Annotated in this window: 17 protein-coding genes and 1 tRNA gene; 6 read left to right on the top strand and 12 right to left on the bottom strand. The window is 56.6% G+C overall.

Annotated elements, in window-relative coordinates; all coding sequences use genetic code 11:
• Positions 1-10 precede the first annotated feature (10 nt).
• From MJO52_RS16330 to MJO52_RS16290, 9 genes are all read right to left on the bottom strand, one after another.
• Positions 11-964 (bottom strand): DMT family transporter, encoded by a 954-nt coding sequence (locus MJO52_RS16330; protein ID WP_252083036.1) that lies wholly within the window; start codon positions 962-964, stop codon positions 11-13.
• 63 nt (positions 965-1027) lie between these two features.
• Positions 1028-2119, bottom strand: a complete 1092-nt coding sequence (ychF, locus tag MJO52_RS16325; RefSeq protein WP_252083035.1) for a redox-regulated ATPase YchF — start codon at positions 2117-2119, stop codon at positions 1028-1030.
• Between the two features lie 205 nt (positions 2120-2324).
• Positions 2325-2921 (bottom strand): aminoacyl-tRNA hydrolase, encoded by a 597-nt coding sequence (pth, locus tag MJO52_RS16320; RefSeq protein WP_252083034.1) that lies wholly within the window; start codon positions 2919-2921, stop codon positions 2325-2327.
• A 5-nt stretch (positions 2922-2926) separates the two neighbouring features.
• Positions 2927-3550 (bottom strand): 50S ribosomal protein L25/general stress protein Ctc, encoded by a 624-nt coding sequence (locus MJO52_RS16315; protein ID WP_252083033.1) that lies wholly within the window; start codon positions 3548-3550, stop codon positions 2927-2929.
• A gap of 190 nt (positions 3551-3740) precedes the next feature.
• A complete protein-coding gene (locus MJO52_RS16310) occupies positions 3741-4670 on the bottom strand; it encodes a ribose-phosphate pyrophosphokinase (protein ID WP_286037025.1) in 930 nt (309 codons plus the stop codon).
• 363 nt (positions 4671-5033) lie between these two features.
• Positions 5034-5108, bottom strand: a tRNA-Gln gene (locus MJO52_RS16305).
• A 10-nt stretch (positions 5109-5118) separates the two neighbouring features.
• Positions 5119-6021: a 4-(cytidine 5'-diphospho)-2-C-methyl-D-erythritol kinase gene (gene ispE, locus MJO52_RS16300; RefSeq protein ID WP_252083031.1), complete on the bottom strand. Its 903-nt coding sequence runs from the start codon at positions 6019-6021 to the stop codon at positions 5119-5121.
• A gap of 64 nt (positions 6022-6085) precedes the next feature.
• The gene (lolB, locus tag MJO52_RS16295; protein ID WP_252083030.1) at positions 6086-6724 is read right to left on the bottom strand and encodes a lipoprotein insertase outer membrane protein LolB; all 639 of its coding nucleotides are present in this window, start codon (positions 6722-6724) and stop codon (positions 6086-6088) included.
• The gene (locus MJO52_RS16290) at positions 6708-8516 is read right to left on the bottom strand and encodes a tetratricopeptide repeat protein (protein WP_252083029.1); all 1809 of its coding nucleotides are present in this window, start codon (positions 8514-8516) and stop codon (positions 6708-6710) included. Before MJO52_RS16290 ends, lolB begins: the two co-directional genes overlap by 17 nt.
• Before the next feature lie 234 nt (positions 8517-8750).
• On the opposite strand from MJO52_RS16290, the gene hemA reads away from it, so the two are divergent.
• From hemA to MJO52_RS16270, 4 genes are read left to right on the top strand one after another with little or no spacing between them, the layout of a single operon-like run.
• Positions 8751-10028 carry a glutamyl-tRNA reductase gene (gene hemA / locus MJO52_RS16285; protein ID WP_252083028.1) on the top strand — a complete coding sequence of 426 codons (1278 nt, stop codon included), beginning with the start codon at positions 8751-8753 and terminating at the stop codon, positions 10026-10028.
• Positions 10025-11107, top strand: coding sequence for a peptide chain release factor 1 (gene prfA / locus MJO52_RS16280; RefSeq protein ID WP_252083027.1), 1083 nt, complete (start codon positions 10025-10027; stop codon positions 11105-11107). Before hemA ends, prfA begins: the two co-directional genes overlap by 4 nt.
• A gap of 38 nt (positions 11108-11145) precedes the next feature.
• Complete coding sequence (gene prmC, locus MJO52_RS16275) at positions 11146-11976, top strand: peptide chain release factor N(5)-glutamine methyltransferase (RefSeq protein WP_252083026.1); 831 nt, start codon at positions 11146-11148, stop codon at positions 11974-11976.
• A gap of 39 nt (positions 11977-12015) precedes the next feature.
• Positions 12016-12921, top strand: coding sequence for a cation diffusion facilitator family transporter (locus MJO52_RS16270; protein WP_252083025.1), 906 nt, complete (start codon positions 12016-12018; stop codon positions 12919-12921).
• Between the two features lie 4 nt (positions 12922-12925).
• On the opposite strand, the gene MJO52_RS16265 is transcribed toward MJO52_RS16270, so the two are convergent.
• The 3 genes from MJO52_RS16265 to MJO52_RS16255 form a co-directional block, all read right to left on the bottom strand.
• Entirely contained in the window at positions 12926-14428 is a 1503-nt protein-coding gene (locus MJO52_RS16265; protein WP_252083024.1) for a succinylglutamate desuccinylase/aspartoacylase family protein, read from the bottom strand.
• A gap of 86 nt (positions 14429-14514) precedes the next feature.
• Positions 14515-15906: an MATE family efflux transporter gene (locus MJO52_RS16260; protein WP_252083023.1), complete on the bottom strand. Its 1392-nt coding sequence runs from the start codon at positions 15904-15906 to the stop codon at positions 14515-14517.
• Between the two features lie 216 nt (positions 15907-16122).
• Complete coding sequence (locus MJO52_RS16255) at positions 16123-16836, bottom strand: alpha/beta fold hydrolase (RefSeq protein ID WP_252083022.1); 714 nt, start codon at positions 16834-16836, stop codon at positions 16123-16125.
• 126 nt (positions 16837-16962) lie between these two features.
• Here MJO52_RS16255 and MJO52_RS16250 point away from each other — a divergent pair, with 126 nt between their 5' ends.
• Together MJO52_RS16250 and rhlB are read left to right on the top strand one after the other, a co-directional pair.
• Positions 16963-17580, top strand: coding sequence for an HvfX family Cu-binding RiPP maturation protein (locus tag MJO52_RS16250; RefSeq protein WP_252083021.1), 618 nt, complete (start codon positions 16963-16965; stop codon positions 17578-17580).
• Positions 17581-17629: 49 nt separating this feature from the next.
• Positions 17630-19162 (top strand): ATP-dependent RNA helicase RhlB, encoded by a 1533-nt coding sequence (rhlB, locus tag MJO52_RS16245; protein ID WP_252083020.1) that lies wholly within the window; start codon positions 17630-17632, stop codon positions 19160-19162.
• Positions 19163-19281 lie beyond the last annotated feature (119 nt).

Genomic DNA, 19281 nt, shown 5'->3' with positions numbered 1-19281 from the left:
TTTCAGTTAGTTAGCGATTTTTTTCATCTGGAGCCGCAGAGCCCTTGGCGCGATGCCCGGAACGGATAGCGGCGAGGGCGGAACCCAACACCACCGCAGCGGCACCACTCCAGCTGATCCAGTTAAGCGGCTCCACCGCGATGTAATCGGGCCAGATACTGCTCACCAGGGTGCTGAACAGCAGCGTGATTACTGGTACCAGTGACAGAGTGGCGCTGACACTGGAGGCTTCCCAGTGCGCCAGGGCCTTGCTAAAGGCGCCATAGGCGATCAGTGTGTTGGCGGTAAGAAATGCAAGTAGCAGCCAGTCCAGCCAGCCCAGATGGGTGACATCCAGTGGATCTGCCATGGGTAGGAAGCACAGGGTGCCAGCAATATAAATCAATACCAGCAAGTCCTGGGGTGTGGCGCGGCTGAGGATTTTCTTCTGGAAAAAGCCATATACCGCCCAGGATACCGCGGCGATCAGGATCAATCCGAGCCCCAGCAGGTAATCACTATCGGCGCCGCTCCCCAGCTCGGCGAGGCGCTGGTTGAAAAATAACAGTAGCCCCATCACCACTAGGGCCACACCGGCCCACTGTCTCGGAGAAAAGCGTTCATTAAGCCACAGAACACTGGAGATCAGCAGTAGTAGCGGGGCTAGCTGGATCACGATCTGTGCCGCACCAGGGGTGATGTGATTTAGGCCGCTGGCATAGGTGAGGTAATTCAACAGCAGCCCGGCCACGGCGAGTAGGGTGAACAGCAGCAGGCTGCGGCTGAACAGTGCCTTTAATTTCAATTGCCGTGCACGCCCGTAGTAGAGTCCCGCCAACAACGCCGCGCCAGCAAAACGATACCAGGTGGCGGTCTCAGGGCTGATGTGTTCCAAAAGGCCTTTGAGGGCGATGGGTAGGGCTGCCCACATAAAGACGGTGGTCAATGCCAAAGGCAGGCCGACTTTCCAGTTTGATTGCGCCATGGATCTTACGCCGCAGAGACAGCCTCCCCGGGGTGGGGAGGCGAAGGATAGATAGCAGGGGGATTAGACGTTGAAGCGGAAGTGAATTACGTCACCATCAGCGACAACATAATCTTTACCCTCCAGGCGCCACTTGCCTGCGTCTTTGGCTCCAGCCTCGCCATTGTGATCGACAAAGTCACTGTAGCTAATCACTTCGGCGCGGATAAAGCCTTTCTCAAAGTCCGTATGGATCTTGCCGGCGGCATTGGGTGCGGTGGCACCTAGCGGGATGGTCCAGGCGCGCACTTCCTTCACGCCGGCGGTAAAGTAGGTGTGCAGGCCAAGCAGTTGGTAACCGGCGCGGATTACACGGTTCAAGCCCGGCTCTTCCATACCCAGTTCTTCCAGGAATTCTTGCTTCTCATCGTCGTCCAGTTCGGCAATTTCCGCTTCAAGCTTGTTGCAGATGGGTACCAGTACAGCGTTCTCTTCAGCGGCGATGGCGGCAACGGCGTCCAGGTGCGGATTATTTTCGAAACCGTCTTCGTGCACGTTGGCAATGTACATGGTGGGCTTCACCGTGAGCAGGCTCAGTTCACGCAGGTCCGTCAGTTCATCTTCGGACAGGCCAAAGGAGCGTAGCGGCTTGGCTTCGTTCAGGTGTGGCAGGATTTTTTCCAGCAGCGCTTTCATCTTGATGGCGTGCTTGTCCTGCCCCTTGGCGGCGCGGGTAAAGCGTTGCAGAGCTTTCTCCACAGTGTCCAGGTCGGCGAGTGCCAGCTCGGTGTTGATCACTTCGATATCGGATACCGGGTGCACCTGATTGGCCACGTGGATGACATTGTCGTCTTCGAAACAGCGTACAACGTGAGCGATGGCATCGGTCTCGCGGATATTGGCGAGGAATTTGTTGCCCAGACCTTCGCCTTTGGAGGCACCTGCAACCAGTCCGGCGATATCGGTGAACTCCATGGTGGTTGGAATCACTTTCTGGGGCTTGACGATCTCCGCTAACTTGTCGAGGCGGGGATCCGGCACTGGCACTACGCCGGCGTTGGGCTCGATGGTGCAGAAGGGGAAGTTCTCTGCGTCGATTCCCGCTTTGGTCAGTGCATTGAAGAGGGTGGATTTGCCCACGTTAGGCAGGCCGACAATACCGCAAGTAAAACCCATGGTGATATTTTTCCGTTTGCCTGAGGCGCGTACCGCGCGCTCTGCTAATTGCGTTTGAAGTCCGGTAGTGATTGCGCTGGCGGGAGTCTGGGCGGGCTGGGTAGCGCGGCCTCCGAATGATCCGGGCCAGCCGGGAAAATACCGGCAATTTGGCGCAGCACACTATCGAGATTTCCGGGGCAAAAGGCAAGCCGCCCGGTGGGATCTATTTGGCGGTGTGCAGCGTTTTCATGGCTGCGCCCCAGTCGCCGTTGGCGGCGGTGGGCAGCACGTCGATCGAGTGATCGATGGCGTCAGCCAGAGTTTCCTGTTCCGCCCTGGGGGCGCGCTGAAGGACAAAGCGCGCCACCTCGCTAGCGCTACCGGGGTGGCCGATGCCGAGTCGCAGGCGCATAAAGTCCCGGTTGTTGCCCAGAGCGGCAATAATATCCCGCAAGCCATTGTGTCCGCCGTGACCACCGCCAGCTTTCAGGCGCGCGATACCGGGGGCCAGGTCCAGCTCATCGTGAGCGACCAATATGGCTTCCGGGGGAATTTTGAAGAAGTTCGCCAGTGGGCCTACAGCCTGGCCACTGCGATTCATATAGGTGGTGGGAATCAGCAGCCGGACTTCCCGGTTGCCGATCCGCACACGGCCGGTGAGGCCGTGGTATTTGCTGTCGGAGCTGAGCTGAGTGCCGTGGCGGCGTGCCAGTTCGACAACAAAGTCGGCACCGGCGTTATGTCTTGTCCGGTCATATTCCGGCCCGGGGTTGCCCAGGCCGACAATCAACTGGATGGGAGTATCCGGTGCCGCAGCCAAGGTGATTACTCTTCGCCTTCGCCGGCTTCTTCGGCTTCAGCTTCAACAGCGCCGCGAGGCTTGTGAATAGAAGCTACAACCAGGTTGTGGTCTTCGCCGTGGCTCAGATCTGCAGACTCAACACCTTCCGGCAGTTTCAGGTCGGAGATGTGCAGGATGCCATCCAGTTCCAGGTCCGCCAGGTCTACCTCGATGAACTCGGGCAGTTTACCGGCAGGAGCATTTACTTCCAGCTCGGTCAGGGTGTGAGAAACGATGCCGCCGGCCTTAACGCCTTTACAGGTTTCTTCGTTGAGGAAGTGCAGGGGCACTTTCACGTGTACTTTGGTGCTGGCGGAAACGCGCTGGAAGTCAATGTGCAGAAGCAGCTGCTTTGCGGGGTGACGTTGCAGATCGCGCAGAATAACTTTCTCTTCTTTGCCGTCGACGTCGATGGTCAGCATGGAGGAGAAGAAAGCTTCGTTTTCCAGGGCCTTGAACAGGTCCTTTTGCAGCAGGGATACGGACTGCGGCTCAACTTCGCCACCGTAAACGATGCCGGGTACACGGCCTTCCAGGCGACGCAGGCGGCGGCTCGCACCTTTCCCTTCATCGCTGCGAGCAATGGCGTTCAGTTTGATATCAGACATGGGTAAAACCTCGGGTTGTCTGTCCAGAGAGACCTGCGACCGGACCGCTCTGGCGTTAGTGTAAATTGGGCGCTTGCCCAGAAGTAATAGCCCGGCAGTGCCGGGCGGGCGCGTATTCTACGGGAATCAGTCCCAAACGAAAAGTGCCCCGCTGCTGCGGGGCACTTTTCTATTTGCCGATAAGGAGTCCTTAGCGGAACATCGCAGAGAGGGATTCCTCATTGCTGATACGGCGCATGGACTCGGCCAGCATGGCAGACAAGGTCAGCTGGCGAATTTTTGGTGCTTTCTCCATTTTGTCACCCAGCGGGATGGAGTCGGTAACCACCAGCTCATCCAGAACGGAGTTGTTCAGGTTGCTGATGGCATTGCCGGAAAGTACTGGGTGGGTACAGTAGGCGACAACTTTCTCGGCGCCGTGCTCTTTCAGGGCGTTGGCGGCGTTGCACAAAGTGCCAGCGGTGTCGACCATATCGTCTACCAGCAGGCAGGTGCGGCCACTAACTTCACCGATGATGTTCATCACTTCGGCAACGTTGGCGGCGGGGCGGCGTTTGTCGATGATGGCTAGGTCGCAGTCGAGGCTCTTGGCCACGGCGCGGGCACGAACAACACCGCCAATATCGGGGGATACCACAACCAGGTTCTGGTACTTTTGGCGCTCGATATCGTCGAGCAACACGGAAGAGCCGTAAACGTTATCCACAGGCACATCGAAAAAGCCCTGAATCTGCTCGGCGTGCAGGTCGACAGTCAGCACACGGTCGATACCCACGCTCACCATCATATCGGCAACCACTTTTGCGGAAATTGGTACACGCTGGGAGCGCACGCGACGGTCCTGGCGGGCGTAGCCGAAGTAGGGAACCACTGCGGTAACGCGGCCGGCTGAGGCGCGGCGCAGGGCGTCAACCAGTAGGATTAGCTCCATCAGGTTTCGATTGGTGGGCTGGCAGGTGGATTGCACTACGAAAACGTCGCGACCGCGCACGTTGTCGGTAATTTCAACTGCAATCTCGCCGTCGGAGAAGCGCTTGACCGTGGCTTCGCCCAGGGGGATCGCCATATGGTCGACAATTTTCTGCGCCAGTTCCGGGTTTGCGTTGCCGGTGAAGACCATTAAGTCAGCCACTGCGAGTTCCTTTAATTCTGTCTTGAAGTGAGTTGAAGTGTAGATGCCGGCATAATTTGCTAGCAGTTAGGATGCGATAGCACCACTTTTTATAGGGGGCGATAGAGCGGATAGCGAAGCTGTTAAAGGTGCTGGCCGTGGCTCCTGGTCACCCAGGTGGTTGCTTTTATATTCGGAAAGCCTCCGGGTCGACGGCAGGGAGTTGCATGCAAAACTGCCTTCGACATTATTCTTTAGAATTCGGGGGTAGGCTTCTTGTAGCCCGCTACGAGTGGCCTCGGCCGGTTGGGTCAGTGTCGACTGAAACATGTCGGAACCGGTTTTTGCTGGTGCCACTGTATAAAAGGAAAATGGCTGGGGCGGAAGGATTCGAACCTTCGCATGACGGGATCAAAACCCGCTGCCTTACCGCTTGGCTACGCCCCAGTATCTTTCCTCAATTGCTTGAGGTTAATTTCGCGAGCTGCTGATGTGTCGGTGAAGTCTGTACACCGGCCGCAACAAAACCCTGCCATTTTCGCGGTAGCCTGACAAGTGCCGATCGGGCTGCTTGCTCAGTTTCGAAGGCGGCAAAAACGCAACCTCCGGTGCCGGTGAGTTGTGCTGGCGCAAATTGCTGCAGCCACTCTCGGGCATCGCGAACTTCAGGGTAGAGACTCTCAACAAGTTCCTGGCAGTCGTTACCGGAAAAAGCTTCCAGTTTTTTACTGCTGAGTGGCGTTTCATTGAGCTGCCCCTCGCGAAGGGCCGCTAATGTAATTGCGTCGGAATCTCTTGTCAAACGGGAATCGGAAAAAATTTTTGCGGTACTCACCTGGCAACCGGGAGCAAGGACTAAATAGTGGCGTTTTTCTGTGCAAAGTGGTGTGAGTTTTTCTCCAACACCTTCGGCCCAGGCGGTGTGCCCTCGCACAAATACTGGAATATCTGCGCCGAGTTGCCGGCCAAGCTCGGCGAGGGTATCGATGGATAGATGGCACTGCCACAGATAGTTGAGACCGAGCAGAGTAGTGGCTGCGTCGCTACTGCCGCCGCCGATACCGCCACCGTGTGGCAACTTTTTACTCAGGCGGATATCTGCACCGGGAAGCGATTTATTCTGCCACTGCATATTTTGACGCAGCAGCAGAGCTGCGCGATAGACCAGGTTGTCCTGCTCGGGAACATCCAAAGTGCCTGCATCCACACGGATACTGCCGTCGTCCAGCAGGGAGAACTCAAGACTGTCGCCGTAATCGAGTATTTGAAAGAGAGTTTGTAGTTCATGGTAACCGTCGGGGCGACGGCCGAGTATACGCAGAATCAGGTTGAGTTTTGCGGGGGCGGGTAAGGTCAGCATGCGGGAATGTTGGGCCGGTTAATTCTGTTGGGCGCATCATACCCGGATGCCGGGGCTTCGGCATTTAAAAAGCCCAGTCCTTAATTACCAGAGTGACTTGTACCGGCCCGGCGGCACCGTTGGTCTGGGCTTTAATACGTGTGGGAAGTAAGTAAGGGCCGTTTTGGCGATAATCGCTGAACCGCAACGACCAGCCGGATTGTTGCAGGCTCTGTAGCTCGCCCTGGCCGTTGTGTTTTTCAGCGCCTCTTGGCCCGGGCGCGGGAAGACCGCGTACCCAGTAGAACATTTCCCTAGCGGGCAGCGGCCAGCCCAGAGTTTGCTGGGTGAGTTGGGCGGCATCGCGGGCGACTACCGGCGCTTCATTACCGCGCACCAGGCTGACACCGCCAGCGGAACCGGAAATTATCGTAGTACCAGCACCCAAGGGGCCGCTTAAGTGAATGCGAAAATTTTGCGGGCCACTCTGTTGCCAGGTCAAATTGGCACTGCCGTTATCTGCCGGAGAGCGCACGCCGAGTTTTCCTTTGATAGTCCACTGCTTGAGTTGGGCTACCGAGGTGGGAGCTGCAGTTTCGCCGGGGGGCTCCTGAGCAACGGGCTCTTTGGTCTTTTGGCCAGCACAGGCGGAGATCAGCAGAGTCAATGCTGTTGCCAGGAGTAAATAAAACTTACGGGTAGCGGCGTCAGTTGTCGGATACATGTTGTTCCAGTGTTTCTTTGATTTGCAATCGTTTCATCGCAGCCGGAATAATTTTGCTCTCTGGATTGGCGGCCAGCCCATCGTTCCAGACTTTGAGAGCCGCTTCGCGATCCCCCTGGACCCAGAGTACCTCACCCAAGTGGGCAGAGATTTCGTGATCCGGCAGTTTTTCCAGGGCTTTGCGCAAATATTTTTCCGCGTCGCGATAATTCCCCAGACGGTACTGCACCCAGCCCATACTGTCGATAATGGCTGGATCCTCCGGTTCCAGCTCCAGAGCCCGGCTGATAAGTTGCAGGGCTTCCTGGCGGCGGGTCTCATCGTCGATCAGTTTGTAGCCCAGTGCATTTAATACCGTGGCGTTATCCGGGTCGCGTTCCAGTAGTGTACGCAGGTCCTTCTCAAACGCTGCGGCATTGCCCAGCTGGTCGTTGAGCAGGGCGCGGCTATACATCAGGCGGCCGCTGTTATTCAGTTTAGAAATGGCCTGGTTTGCCACTTGTAGGGCCATCTGTGGCTCACCATTCCTGCGCAGCAGTTCGACCTCCATCAGGAAAAAATGTTCTACCTGTCCGGGGTGTCGCTCTCGCAACTTGGCAAACCACAGGCTGTTCTCACGGTGTTTACCGCTGGCTGCGAGTAGCTTGGTGCCCTTGGTGATGGCCTCCACGTAATCGTTGCCGGGCTGCACTTGTTGGAAGTGAACGGCGGCAGTGTCGTTGTCCCCCCGCTTCTGCGCGAGGCCGCCCAGGTAAAAGTGTGCCGCCGATTCGTGTTGTTTTAGTTCCAGTAGACGGTCGAGCAGGGGTTTGGCTTCACCGAGCTGGTTGGTTTCATAGTGAATCAACGCCAGGGATAAAATCAGGTTGCCGTCCTCTGGACGCTGTTTAACTAATTCGGCGAATTGTTGGCGAGCAAGATTGAGGTCTTCGCGAATAAGCAGGCGCGCGTATTGTAGGCGCAGGCGGGTTTCCTCAGGATAAATTTTGACTAAATTTTCCAATAATTGAATGGCTTCGTTGCGTCTATCCAAGTCCACCAAAAGATGGCTTTGTAGCAGCGGTGCATCGATTTGTTCGGGGTGTTGTTCCTGAATGTGGCGTACCAGTGCGAGGGCGCGCCTGTACTGCTTCGCATCACGCAATACCATGGCATAGGCCATAACGACTTCATCGTTATTGGGGTAAACCTCAGCCAGCCGGGCAAATTCAGCACGAAGTTGTTCATCGAGTTGTTGATGGCCGATGGCGGTGGCGGCGAGAGATTGCATCGGTGCTTTGCCGCCGAGAGCGAGCGCTCTCTCAGCGTGTTTCATGGCCTCTAAAAACTCTCCAGACAAGGTGAGCTCTGCGGTCAGTGCCAGTTGGGCATCCGCATTGTCCGGCTCCAGCTCAGCCCACAACTGTGCCGAACGCAGTGCGGCCTGACGCGCATTGAGAAAGCGTGCGATGCGGGTTGCACGCGCTGCCACGCCTGCATCTTTAGTAACTTCAGCCTGGTGGTAGTAGTTGGCCAGGGCCACATCGTACTGTTCGCGTATACCGGCGACTTCGGCTACCAGCAGTGTGTAAAACGTATCTATGGGGAAGCTGCGCGCTGCATCCTCCCCGGCAGCGGCCGCCCCTTCATCGCGGTGCTGTTCCCGAGCTGAAGGCTCGGTTTCCTCATTGGTTGTCGTTTCAGGCGGCATTTGGGCGCAGGCACTCAGTAGGTAGACGAGGGATAGGCAGAGCGCACCGAGTGATAGAGTTTGGTTTTTGAGGAGGGGGAGCGGACGACGGGGTGGAAGCATAGATCGTATCCATACATGGCTGCTACTGGGATGCAGTGTCAGAGTGGCGTGTTTTAAACGTTTATCGCCATATAATTCTAGCCGTGAATCCGCTTCTGGAGCGCGGGCCCTGGGCCGGTTATTCAAATCAGCGCATAATTAAACCGCCTCATCAGCTTGCAAGCAAAGCGGTGGCCCGTGAAAATGCGCCCCGAATGCGGATGACGCGCCTCTAGATTTAGCCGACGGAATTCTATGCCAATTGTTACCCTGGGGATCAACCACGACAGTGCGCCAATCGAGGTGCGCGAACGGGTCGCTTTTGCACCCGAGGTGATGTCCGGTGCCCTGGGGGATGCGCGCAAGGCGCTCGACTGCCGGGAACTCGCCATTCTTTCCACCTGTAATCGCACTGAAATCTACGGCAATGTGGAGGCGGAGCCGCTGCTGCAGTGGCTGGCCGAGTACCATCAGGTACCGCTGGAGCAGCTGCGAGGTTGCAGCTATATCCACAGTGGTGAGGCGGCGGTGCGCCATATGATGCGCGTCGCCTGTGGGCTCGATTCAATGGTCCTTGGGGAGCCGCAAATTCTTGGCCAGATCAAGTCCGCCTATGCGGTGGCGCGGGAGTCTGGCAGTGTCGGCAGCGAATTGCACCGGGTTTTCCAACGGGTATTTACCGTGGCGAAAAAGGTGCGCACAGAGACGGCGATTGGTGAAAACCCCGTCTCTGTTGCCTATGCGGCAGTATCCCTGGCTTCGCGTATTTTTACCGACCTGAAGCAACAGACTGCATTGCTGATCGGTGCCGGTGAGACGGTGGAACTGGTGGCGCGCCACCTGTTAGATCAGGGCATTAAGCAGCTGATTGTGGCTAATCGGACTCTGAGTCGCGCGCAGTCTTTGGCGGAAAATTTCGGTGCTGAAGCGATACTGTTGGCAGATATTCCCGAGCACTTGTCCCGCGCCGATATCGTGATCAGCTCCACCGCCAGTCAGCTGCCGATTTTAGGGAAGGGGGCGGTGGAATCCGCGCTGCGCAGGCGCCGTCACAGCCCCATGTTTATGGTGGATATCGCGGTGCCACGGGATATTGAAACCGAGGTCGGCGAGCTGGACGATGTCTACCTGTACAGTGTTGACGATCTGCGCGGCGTGATCGATGAGGGGATGCGCTCCCGCGAACGCGCCGCCGAGGCCGCCGGGGAGATTGTAGATAGCGCTGCAGCGGAATTTACCAAAGAGGGCCTTGCTCTCGGAGCGGTGGACACGATTCGCAGCTACCGCCAGCGCGCACAGCAGATAAGTGGCACCGAACTTGAGCGGGTACTGCTGCAGCTCGATAAGGGCGATGACCCCAGGCGTCTGCTGGAGCAGCTGGCCCGTTCACTGACCAACAAATTGATCCATGCTCCCACGATCAGCCTGAAAAAAGCGACTGCGGATGGCGATCTGGAGCGGCTGCGTATCGCCCGCGAAGTGGTGGGGCTCGATGACCTCGCCGATACCGAATTAGAGAAAAAACAGAAATGAAAGAATCCCTATTGAACAAGCTGGAGAATCTGCAGGAGCGCCACGAAGAAGTTTCCGCGCTGCTTGGTGACGCCAGCATAATTTCCGATCAGGATCAGTTCCGTGAGCTATCGCGGGAGTACTCCGAGCTGGAAGAAGTGGTCAAGTGTTACGGCCGTTACAAACAGCTGAAAGAGGATATGGCTGCGGCGCGGGAAATGCTCGGCGAGAGCGACCCAGAGATGCGTGAAATGGCCCAGGAGGAGCTGCGTGAGGCAGAGGTCCAGGTGGAGCCCATGGAGCGCGAGCTGCAAACCCTGCTGCTGCCCCGGGACCCCAATGACCGCAAGAATGTCTTCCTGGAAATTCGCGCCGGCACCGGCGGTGACGAAGCGGCGATCTTTTCCGGCGATCTTTTCCGCATGTACTCGCGTTACGCCGAAAAACAGGGCTGGCGTATCGAAATTGTCAGTGAGAATGCTGGTGAGCATGGCGGCTACAAAGAGATTATCACCCGTGTGGCCGGTGAAGATGTTTACGCCAGGCTGAAGTTTGAATCTGGTGCACACCGTGTGCAGCGGGTGCCGGAAACCGAATCCCAGGGGCGTATTCACACTTCCGCCTGTACCGTGGCGGTAATGCCGGAGCCAGACGAGCGCGACGCGATCGAGATCAATAAGGCTGATCTGCGTGTGGATACCTACCGCGCTTCGGGAGCTGGTGGTCAGCACGTCAACAAAACCGACTCCGCTGTGCGCCTGACGCACCTACCCACCGGCATCGTGGTGGAGTGTCAGGACGAGCGGTCCCAGCATAAAAACAAGGCCAAGGCGATGGCACTATTACAGGCCAAGCTTTCCAGCGAGCAAGAGGCGGCTGCTGCACAGGAGATCTCTGATGCCCGTCGTAGCCTGGTGGGTAGCGGCGATCGTTCCGAGCGCATTCGCACCTACAACTACCCCCAGGGGCGTGTAACCGATCACCGTATCGGTCTGACCTTGTACAAGCTCGATGAAGTGATGCAAGGTGCCCTGGAAGAGGTGATTGAGCCGCTGCGTACCGAACACCAGGCGGATCAGCTGGCGGCGATGGGACAGTAGTTGCCGTGTTGTGTGGCGATATTGGGTAGCGTTTTCCTATGAGTAGTGTGAAGGATAATCTCGCCCGCAGTATTGAACTCATCGACAGCGAGTCAGCGCGACTCGACGTAGAGGTCCTGTTGGCACATATTCTCGGCCGCGAGCGCAGCTGGCTGTATACCTGGCCCGAGTACGAGCTGAGCACGAGTGAGCAGAGTGAGTTCGATGGACTGCTGACGCGTCGTAAAGAGGGTGAACCTGTGGCTCACCTGACCGGTGAGCGGGAGTTTTGGTCTCTCACCTTGAGGGTCGATGCCTCTACATTAATTCCCCGCCCGGATACTGAACTGCTGGTGGAAGCCGCGCTGGAACTCTGCCCTGAAGAGAAATTGCGCGCACTCGACCTGGGTACTGGTAGTGGGGCAATTGCCCTGGCATTGGCCTCAGAAAAACCGGGATGGCAGATTATTGCGGCGGAGAAGTCCCCCGCTGCCCTGGCGTTAGCGGAGGATAACCGCAGGCGCCTCGGTTTCACCAATGTACAGATCCTGGAAAGTGACTGGTTTACCCAGTTGCCGCCCCAGCAATTTGGCCTGATCGTCAGTAACCCCCCCTATATCGATGCAGCGGATCCTCATCTGGCCCAGGGCGATGTGCGTTTCGAGCCACACTCTGCGCTAGTGGCTGAGCGCCATGGGCTGGCGGATATTGAAGAAATCGCCAATTGCGCGGGAAGTTTTCTGCAAGACGGCGGCTGGCTGATGGTAGAGCACGGTTGGCAGCAGGCAGAATCCGTACGGGAAATTTTTATTGCTGCCGGTTACAGAGCGGTGGAGAGTCGCAAAGACTATTCCGGCTGGGAGCGCATAACCCTGGGGCGAAAAAACTAGCCGGGCGGGTATTACTAGGATTTAAAAGGGAGGGAGCTCATGCACGATCACGTTCACCATCGCAATGGAAATGGCGCCCTCCGCCCGCTAATTATTGCTCTGATTCTGACGCTTAGTTTTTCAATTGTTGAGGCCATCGGTGGATGGCTGTCGGGCTCCCTGGCGCTACTCGGGGATGCCGCCCACATGCTCACGGATACTTTTGCCCTGGCACTGGGTGCTATTGCTGCGGTGCTGGCAAAAAAGCCCGCAGACCGTGAATTGTCGTTTGGCTGGGGGCGTGCGGAAGTATTGGCAGCAGTGACGAATGGCCTGATTATGTTGCTGATTGTTGTGGGAATCTCCTTTATGGCGATCAACCGCCTGCGCAACCCCCAACCGGTGCACGGCAGTACGGTGATGTTGATAGCTGCGGCGGGCCTGTTGATCAATATTCTGGCGGCTTGGGTGCTACTGCGTGGCGAGCGCACGCTCAATATTCGCGGCGCATTGCTTCATGTGATGGGGGATATGCTCGGCTCAGTAGCCGCCCTGGCTTCGGGTGCGGTGATTTACTTTACTGGCTGGGTGCCGATTGATCCGCTGTTATCGCTGTTGATCTGTTTTCTGATTTTGATTTCTTGTGTGCGTCTGCTGCGTGATGCGGTGGATGTGCTAATGGAGCGTGTTCCTCGGGAATTGAGCCTGCCAGTTGTGGGGGAAGCCCTGGCCGCGGAGGTAGGTGTGCGCTCAGTACACGATCTGCATATCTGGCGTCTGGATTCCAGCACCATCTCTCTGTCGGCACACATTGTGGTGGATGATTTAAGTGCTTGGCCCGCGGTGTTGGAGCGCTTGAGGAGGACCCTGACCAAGCGCTTTGATATCGAGCATATCACTTTACAACCGGAGCCCCTGGAGCAGCCCAGCCCAAGGGTTATCGATAAAGTGAGTGGCCCGCAGTAGCGGGCTAGTCCTCGTCCCCTTGGAGGTCCGCGGCGCTATTGTCGGATACTCTTGTTTTTTGGGCATCTGGAGATTGGGGTTTTTGTGCAGCCGTCTCTTCTGGGATGACCTCTTCGGGCGGGCTGATTTGTTCCTGCGGAGCCTGGATACCGATGTGGTAGGCGGCGAAGCCAGGTTGCACCACCTGATCCAGCGCCATGCCGAGAATACGGCCGTTGTGCTGCGAGCGAATTTCTGTGCGCACATTGGTGATGGGATTGGTCACTGTGCCCAGTAGATCTCCCTTGCGCACAAACTCTCCCAACTGAACCTCACTAAAAATAATGCCGCCAGTGGAGGCCCGCTGCCAGGTGGAGTTGTAGTATACGGGCTCGGGATCACCCCATAGGCGGAACTTGCTCACCATACCCAGTTGGTTAAGCAGGGTGCGAATCCCTTTCACACTGTGGCTAACGGAGCGCTCGTCCAGCACCATCGGCGCGCCGGCTTCCAGGGTTACGGTGGGGATACCCGCATCCACCGCGGCGCGACGCAGGGTACCTTTGGCCCCGGCGCTGTGGAGTACCACAGTGGAGCCAAAACCCTTGGTCATTTTCACGATTCTGGGGTTGGTGAGGTCGCCGCGTAACTGCGGCAGGTTGGTGCGGTAAAAAGAGCCTGTGTGCAGGTCTACCACTGCATTGCAGTGGCTGATGACTTCGTGGAAAAAGGAGTTGGCAATCCGTGAGGCAGAGGAGCCATTAGGGTCTCCGGGGAAGTGCCTGTTCAGGTCGCGGCGGTCGGTGAGGTAGCGTGAGCTGCGGTGGAAGCCCTGCAGATTAACGATAGGCACGCCGATTACCGCGCCACTTAACTGTTCAGCATCGAGGTCGTACATGACCCTGCGCACCGTTTCTACGCCGTTTAATTCATCTCCATGGACCGCTGCGGTCAGGCAAAGTACCGGTCCCGGTTTGGCACCGTTGACAACCAGGACGGCGGTGGGGCTGTAGACACCCTCAAAGTGTTGACTGGGAGACCAGGCCAGGCGGGTGGAGGTTGCCGGGGTTACCTCGGCACCGAGCAAGCGCAGGGGTTTGGCCTTTTCCACTTCTATAGAAATATTGCCGGTAGGGGATGATTCTGGCTGAGTGGATGTATCTACTGTAGGCCTGGTTTGCGGCTCTTTATTTGAAGGCGGTGCTTCCAGTTCATTGATGGGCTGGTCTAACTGCAGATTTTCCGCCTGGGGCAGTGATTTCTGAGGGGGGGCTTCCCCATTGGCCTGCGTATCAATAATTGGTTCCGCGGCGCCAGTGGGTGGGCCCAGCTCGGTAATCACCGGCTGGTCCAATTGCAAGTTTTCCGCCTTTGAGATGACGCCTTCCTGCTCTTTTTCCTGTGCCTTCACGTTGGGTTTTTCTTGCTCGCCGATGGTGGCACTCACTGCCCAGGCCTGGGCTGAGGCCAAAATCAGGGCAAGGCTCAACAGGCGCCGGGGCCTGCTGGGGAAAAGGCGCGGGATCATTGGGTAACTCCGATTAACTGCTTGTGCGGGCGGTGCCGGTTATTATTGTTGCCCGGCACGCTTGGAGACTTGGAGCGCCAGTATAGTCAAAGCGTTCCCTGGGAATGTGAACCAACCTGTATTCCCCAGGTTTTGGCAATGGCTTTGCGGCTGGTTCGGCGCAGTCGAAGCGCCAATAGGATCGAGGCGGTGCCCAGGCCGATACAGACACCAGTCCAATAGCCATAAACGCCCCAGAAGTTTTCGCCCAGCCAATAGGCGCTGGAGAGCCCTACCAGCCAGTAAGAGAACAGCTGTATATACATGGGAACGCGGGTGTCTTTATAACCTCGCAGTGCTCCCCAGGCCATGGCTTGAGCGGCGTCTACCAATTGGTAGGCGGCACAGAGCAGTAGTAGGTTGGTTGCCACTGCGATAATTTCCGCATTGTTGGTATAAGCCTGCACAAACAGGTGGCGAAAGGTGATCAGTAGTACACCTGTTCCGAGGGCATACACGACGCCACTACCAATCCCCACCTTGCCGGCAAACAGTGCCCGCTTGGGGCGCTTCTGGCCGAGTAAGTGAGCCGTACGGATGCTCAGGGCCTGGGCTAGAGCCAGGGCTACCAGGTAAAAAATCGAGCCGATACTCATGCCGATTTGATGCGCTGCCACTATGGCTGCGCCATAGGGAGCGAGCAGAATCGTCAAGCTGGCAAAAAATGTGACCTCACTGGCAGCGCCGACACATACTGGCAGCCCTACAGCCAAAAGATGTTTCAAAATGGGCCAGTTGGGCCTGGGCGGTATCAGTTTTAGCTTGAGTTGGTGGTATACCGGATCTGTGGCGGCATGCCAAAACAGGGCGATAGCAATCAGGGTGCTTACCGCTGCGGTTGCCCAGCCACAGCCGGCACCGCCCATAGCTGGTATAGGGCCGGCGCCAAATACAAAGAGAATGTCCAGGGGGATATTGAGCAGGGCGGCGGCCAGATAAATACGCATGACTGGGCGCACCTGTCCCATACCCTCACAATAGCCGCGCAGTGCGGTTCCGAGGGCAAAGGGTAGGGTGCCTACCGTGAGTGCCAGGATATAACCCTGTAAAACCTGTCGAACAGGCTCCTCGGTTTTGATCCACTGGCTCCACACAGGCACGGCGAGCAGGGCGAGTAGCACTAATATGCCGCCGATCAAGCCAATCCAGAGAGCTTGGTGTAACTGGGCAGCACAACCTTCCTCATCGCGACTTCCGCGCAAGTGGGCAACAACCGGGGATACTGCAGCGAGCAGGCCGATCAGGGTAACTGCGCATACAGCCCAAATACTTGAGCCCAGCGCCAAGCCGGCCAGGTCTACCTCCCCAGCGTTACCGGCGACAATGGTATCCACAACGCCCATGCTCACCACTGCCAAGTTACTGACTACTAAGGGCCCCCCCAGAGTGGTGAGGTGGGAGAGTTCGGTGGAGATGGCGCGTCGATAAATCTTGAGCAAGGGAAAAACCAAGTTTATTAAGGCAGAGCCTGTCGATGATTTTGGTATATCAGCCAAGTTCAGCCGGGGCTGGGCAGAAAATGTTATTGAGGCAGTCGGTTGTGCCAAATGATCTTTAAAGCAGAGCGGGGGAGCTGGATGGGAGCTGACAGCAAGAATTTCCCGTCGCCATAAAGGCGGAATATTCTACGGCTAAATCATGTTTTCTCCCAGCGGCTACAGAGGAATTTCCTGCAATAATCTGGCGACTTTGTGCGGTGTGAGAAAGATACAACCGTGGCTGACGGCAACTTCTCGGTAGTGCCAGCCGGGAATCTTTTGCGCGCGCTCACCGCTTACATTGGCTGGGGGGTAGTAGGGCTTGGTGCAGCGAATAAAAGTACAGCTCGGTCCTTGCTCGGGTGGGAGTCTCATTTGGATGGGATCCAAATAAGTTTTCACGGGGTGAGGGGTCATACGCCGGCGCAGCCAATTTTGAACATCCTGCTTCTTAATCCCCATTTGCGCCGGATCTATCGGTAAAAAACAGCGGGTGCCGTGAATTTCTTTTGCCTCTGCCAGGCGTTGTGTGAGGATATCTTGCGGTAGTTGTTCGGCAAAAGCGTGATCGGGATTGGGAATGGCACCATCCAGGTAAACGAGATGGCGAATGCGCTCGGGAAGTGCGTCAGCGGTGCCGGCGGCCGCCATGCCCCCAAAGCTGTGCCCCACTAAAATCACCCGGTTTAATTCCTCAAATTCGATTACGTTCACCAGGTCTTGGATAAAGGTATCCATACCTATTGTGGGTGAAAGTAAATGATGTCTCTCTCCCAGGCCTGTCTGGGTGGGGGTGAATACCCGGTGTCCGTTGGCAGTCAGCAGCCTGGCTACGGGGCCCCAGCACCATCCCCCGAGAAATAGGCCATGAACCAGTACGTAGGTATTCACTATGCATTTACTCCATTCCGCGATTCGGAAGAACAAGCTTAGTTGGAGGCAGTGTAAGAGATGCCTGGGCCGCTCGACTAAAGTGAACACATATACTGAAAAGAGAGTGAAAAGGATGGTTCTGTTATGAATACCCTGGGTCGTTGGTATGGCTGCTTTGTGCATTGGGTGCAGAAAATCGACTGGCTCGGGCCTCTGGCACTACGGATTTATTTGGCGCCGATTTTTATTTTGGCGGGCCTCAATAAAATGGGGGATATCAATAGTGTGGCCGCTTGGTTTGGTAACCCCGACTGGGGTCTTGGCCTGCCGGCACCACTGTTTATGGCTTGGGCAGCGGCATTGACGGAGTTTTTTGGTGGTATTGCCATCCTACTGGGGTTTGCCACTAGGTTGGTGGCGATCCCCTTAATGTTTGTGATGGCGGTGGCGGCGTTTACCGCACACTGGGAGAATGGGTGGTCAGCCCTGCCTGATAAAACTCTGGTTGCTCCTTGGGAGTGGCGCGAGGACCTGATTGATGAAGCCATCACTCGCAAAGAGAAGGCTATAGAACTCCTAAAAGAGCACGGCAACTATGAGTGGTTATCCGAGAAGGGTAGTTTTACTGTTCTGAAGAACGGCATAGAGTTTTCTGCGACCTACTTCATTATGTTGTTGGCACTGTTATGTAGTGGGGCGGGGCGCTTCTTTAGTATTGATTATTGGCTGTGCCGCCACTGTAGTGGGCGAGAATCCACCTAGAGTGGTGGTATACTCGCCGATTATTTGAACATTTGAGCGAGTATTTCACTTGATAGGAAAGTTGTTCCGCCGTTCCTCCTCCTCTGAGGAGAAGACTCCCCGCCAGGGAGACGAGCACTCCCAGCAGCGTAAAAGTGGCCAGAATCCCTCTAAAAAGCCTCGTGGGGGCCAAAAAGCCGAGGGGAAGTCTGGCCAGAGCGAGGGAGGTTCGCGCCGGAGCGGCGGCAAAAGTTCCCAGAGGGGACGTCAGCGTTCTCGCTCTCCTAAGGCGGAGGCCTCGGCAACGCCCTGGTCCTTGGGTGATTTCAAGGTTCCAGAGCAAGAGGGCAAGGTCCGCTTCCATGACTTGGGCCTGCCGCCGGAGCTAATGCGCGGTATTCACGACCTGGGTTTCCAGTACTGCTCGCCAATCCAGGGCCATTCTCTACCTCACACCCTGAATGGCCACGACCTGGTGGGCAAGGCCCAGACAGGCACTGGCAAGACCGCAGCTTTCCTAATTACGGTCATTGATGATCTGTTGCGTCATCCCTTTGATGGTGAGCGCTACGCCGGTGAAGCCCGCGCCCTGATCATCGCTCCCACTCGCGAGTTGGTAATGCAGATCGCCGATGATGCCAAGGCGTTGTGCAAATACACCGACTTGGAAATCCATACCCTGGTGGGGGGGATGGATTACGATAAGCAACAGCGCAATCTGAATGAACGATTAGTGGATATTCTAGTGGCGACACCGGGGCGCCTGTTGGATTTTGTCGGCAACCGCGATTGCTTCCTGGATCAAGTGGAAGTGCTGGTGATCGACGAGGCCGACCGCATGCTGGATATGGGCTTTATTCCCCAGGTTCGTAGGATTGTACGCCAGACACCTCGCAAGACTCATCGCCAAACCATGTTTTTCTCTGCCACCTTCACCCCCGAAGTCGATGACTTAGTGGAGCAATGGACCGAAGAGCCGGTAGTGGTAGAAATTGAACCTGAACGGGTTGCTACCGATTCCGTCGAGCAGCATGTCTATCTGGCCGCTAGTGAGGAGAAGTACGCACTCCTCTACAATATTTTGCAGCGAGATGAGGTGGACAGCCTGATTGTCTTTGCCAACCGCCGCGACCAGTGTCGCCGCTTGCATGAACACCTGCTCGCCCACGGCATTTCCGCCGGTCTACTCTCCGGCGAAGTGGCACAGAACAAGCGTGTACGCACTCTCGACGACTTCAAGTCGGGTAAAACCAAGGTGTTGGTAGCCACGGATGTCGCCGGGCGCGGTATCCATATCGATGGCATTAGTCATGTGGTGAACTTCACGCTTCCTGAAGAGCCTGAGGATTACGTTCATCGCATCGGCCGCACCGGTCGTGCTGGCAAGACTGGAACATCGATCAGCTTTGCCTGTGAAGATGATGCTATGCGTCTGGAGCCGATCGAGCAGTTACTGGGACAGAAGCTCAAATGTGAAGTCCCACCCGAAGAGCTACTACAGGAGCCCCCGAGAGTCGAAGTGCGTCGCAGTGGTGGTGATAGGGACCATCGTGGAGGGCACGGTAACCGTCGCGGTGGTGGCCGGGGGCGTTCTCGCCATTGACTCCATTTAAGCTAATAGGCCGCTAAAGGCCTATTGGCGTTTCTAGTAATTGGAAACATACCTTATCTACTCAATAAGTAATGAGTGCATCAGTTTTTGCCTTTTTCCCTCTTCTGACC

Origin of the sequence: Microbulbifer variabilis (genome assembly GCF_023716485.1) — a bacterium.
Classification (GTDB): Bacteria; Pseudomonadota; Gammaproteobacteria; order Pseudomonadales; family Cellvibrionaceae; genus Microbulbifer; species Microbulbifer variabilis_B.
This window is presented reverse-complemented; position numbering and strand designations above follow the sequence as displayed.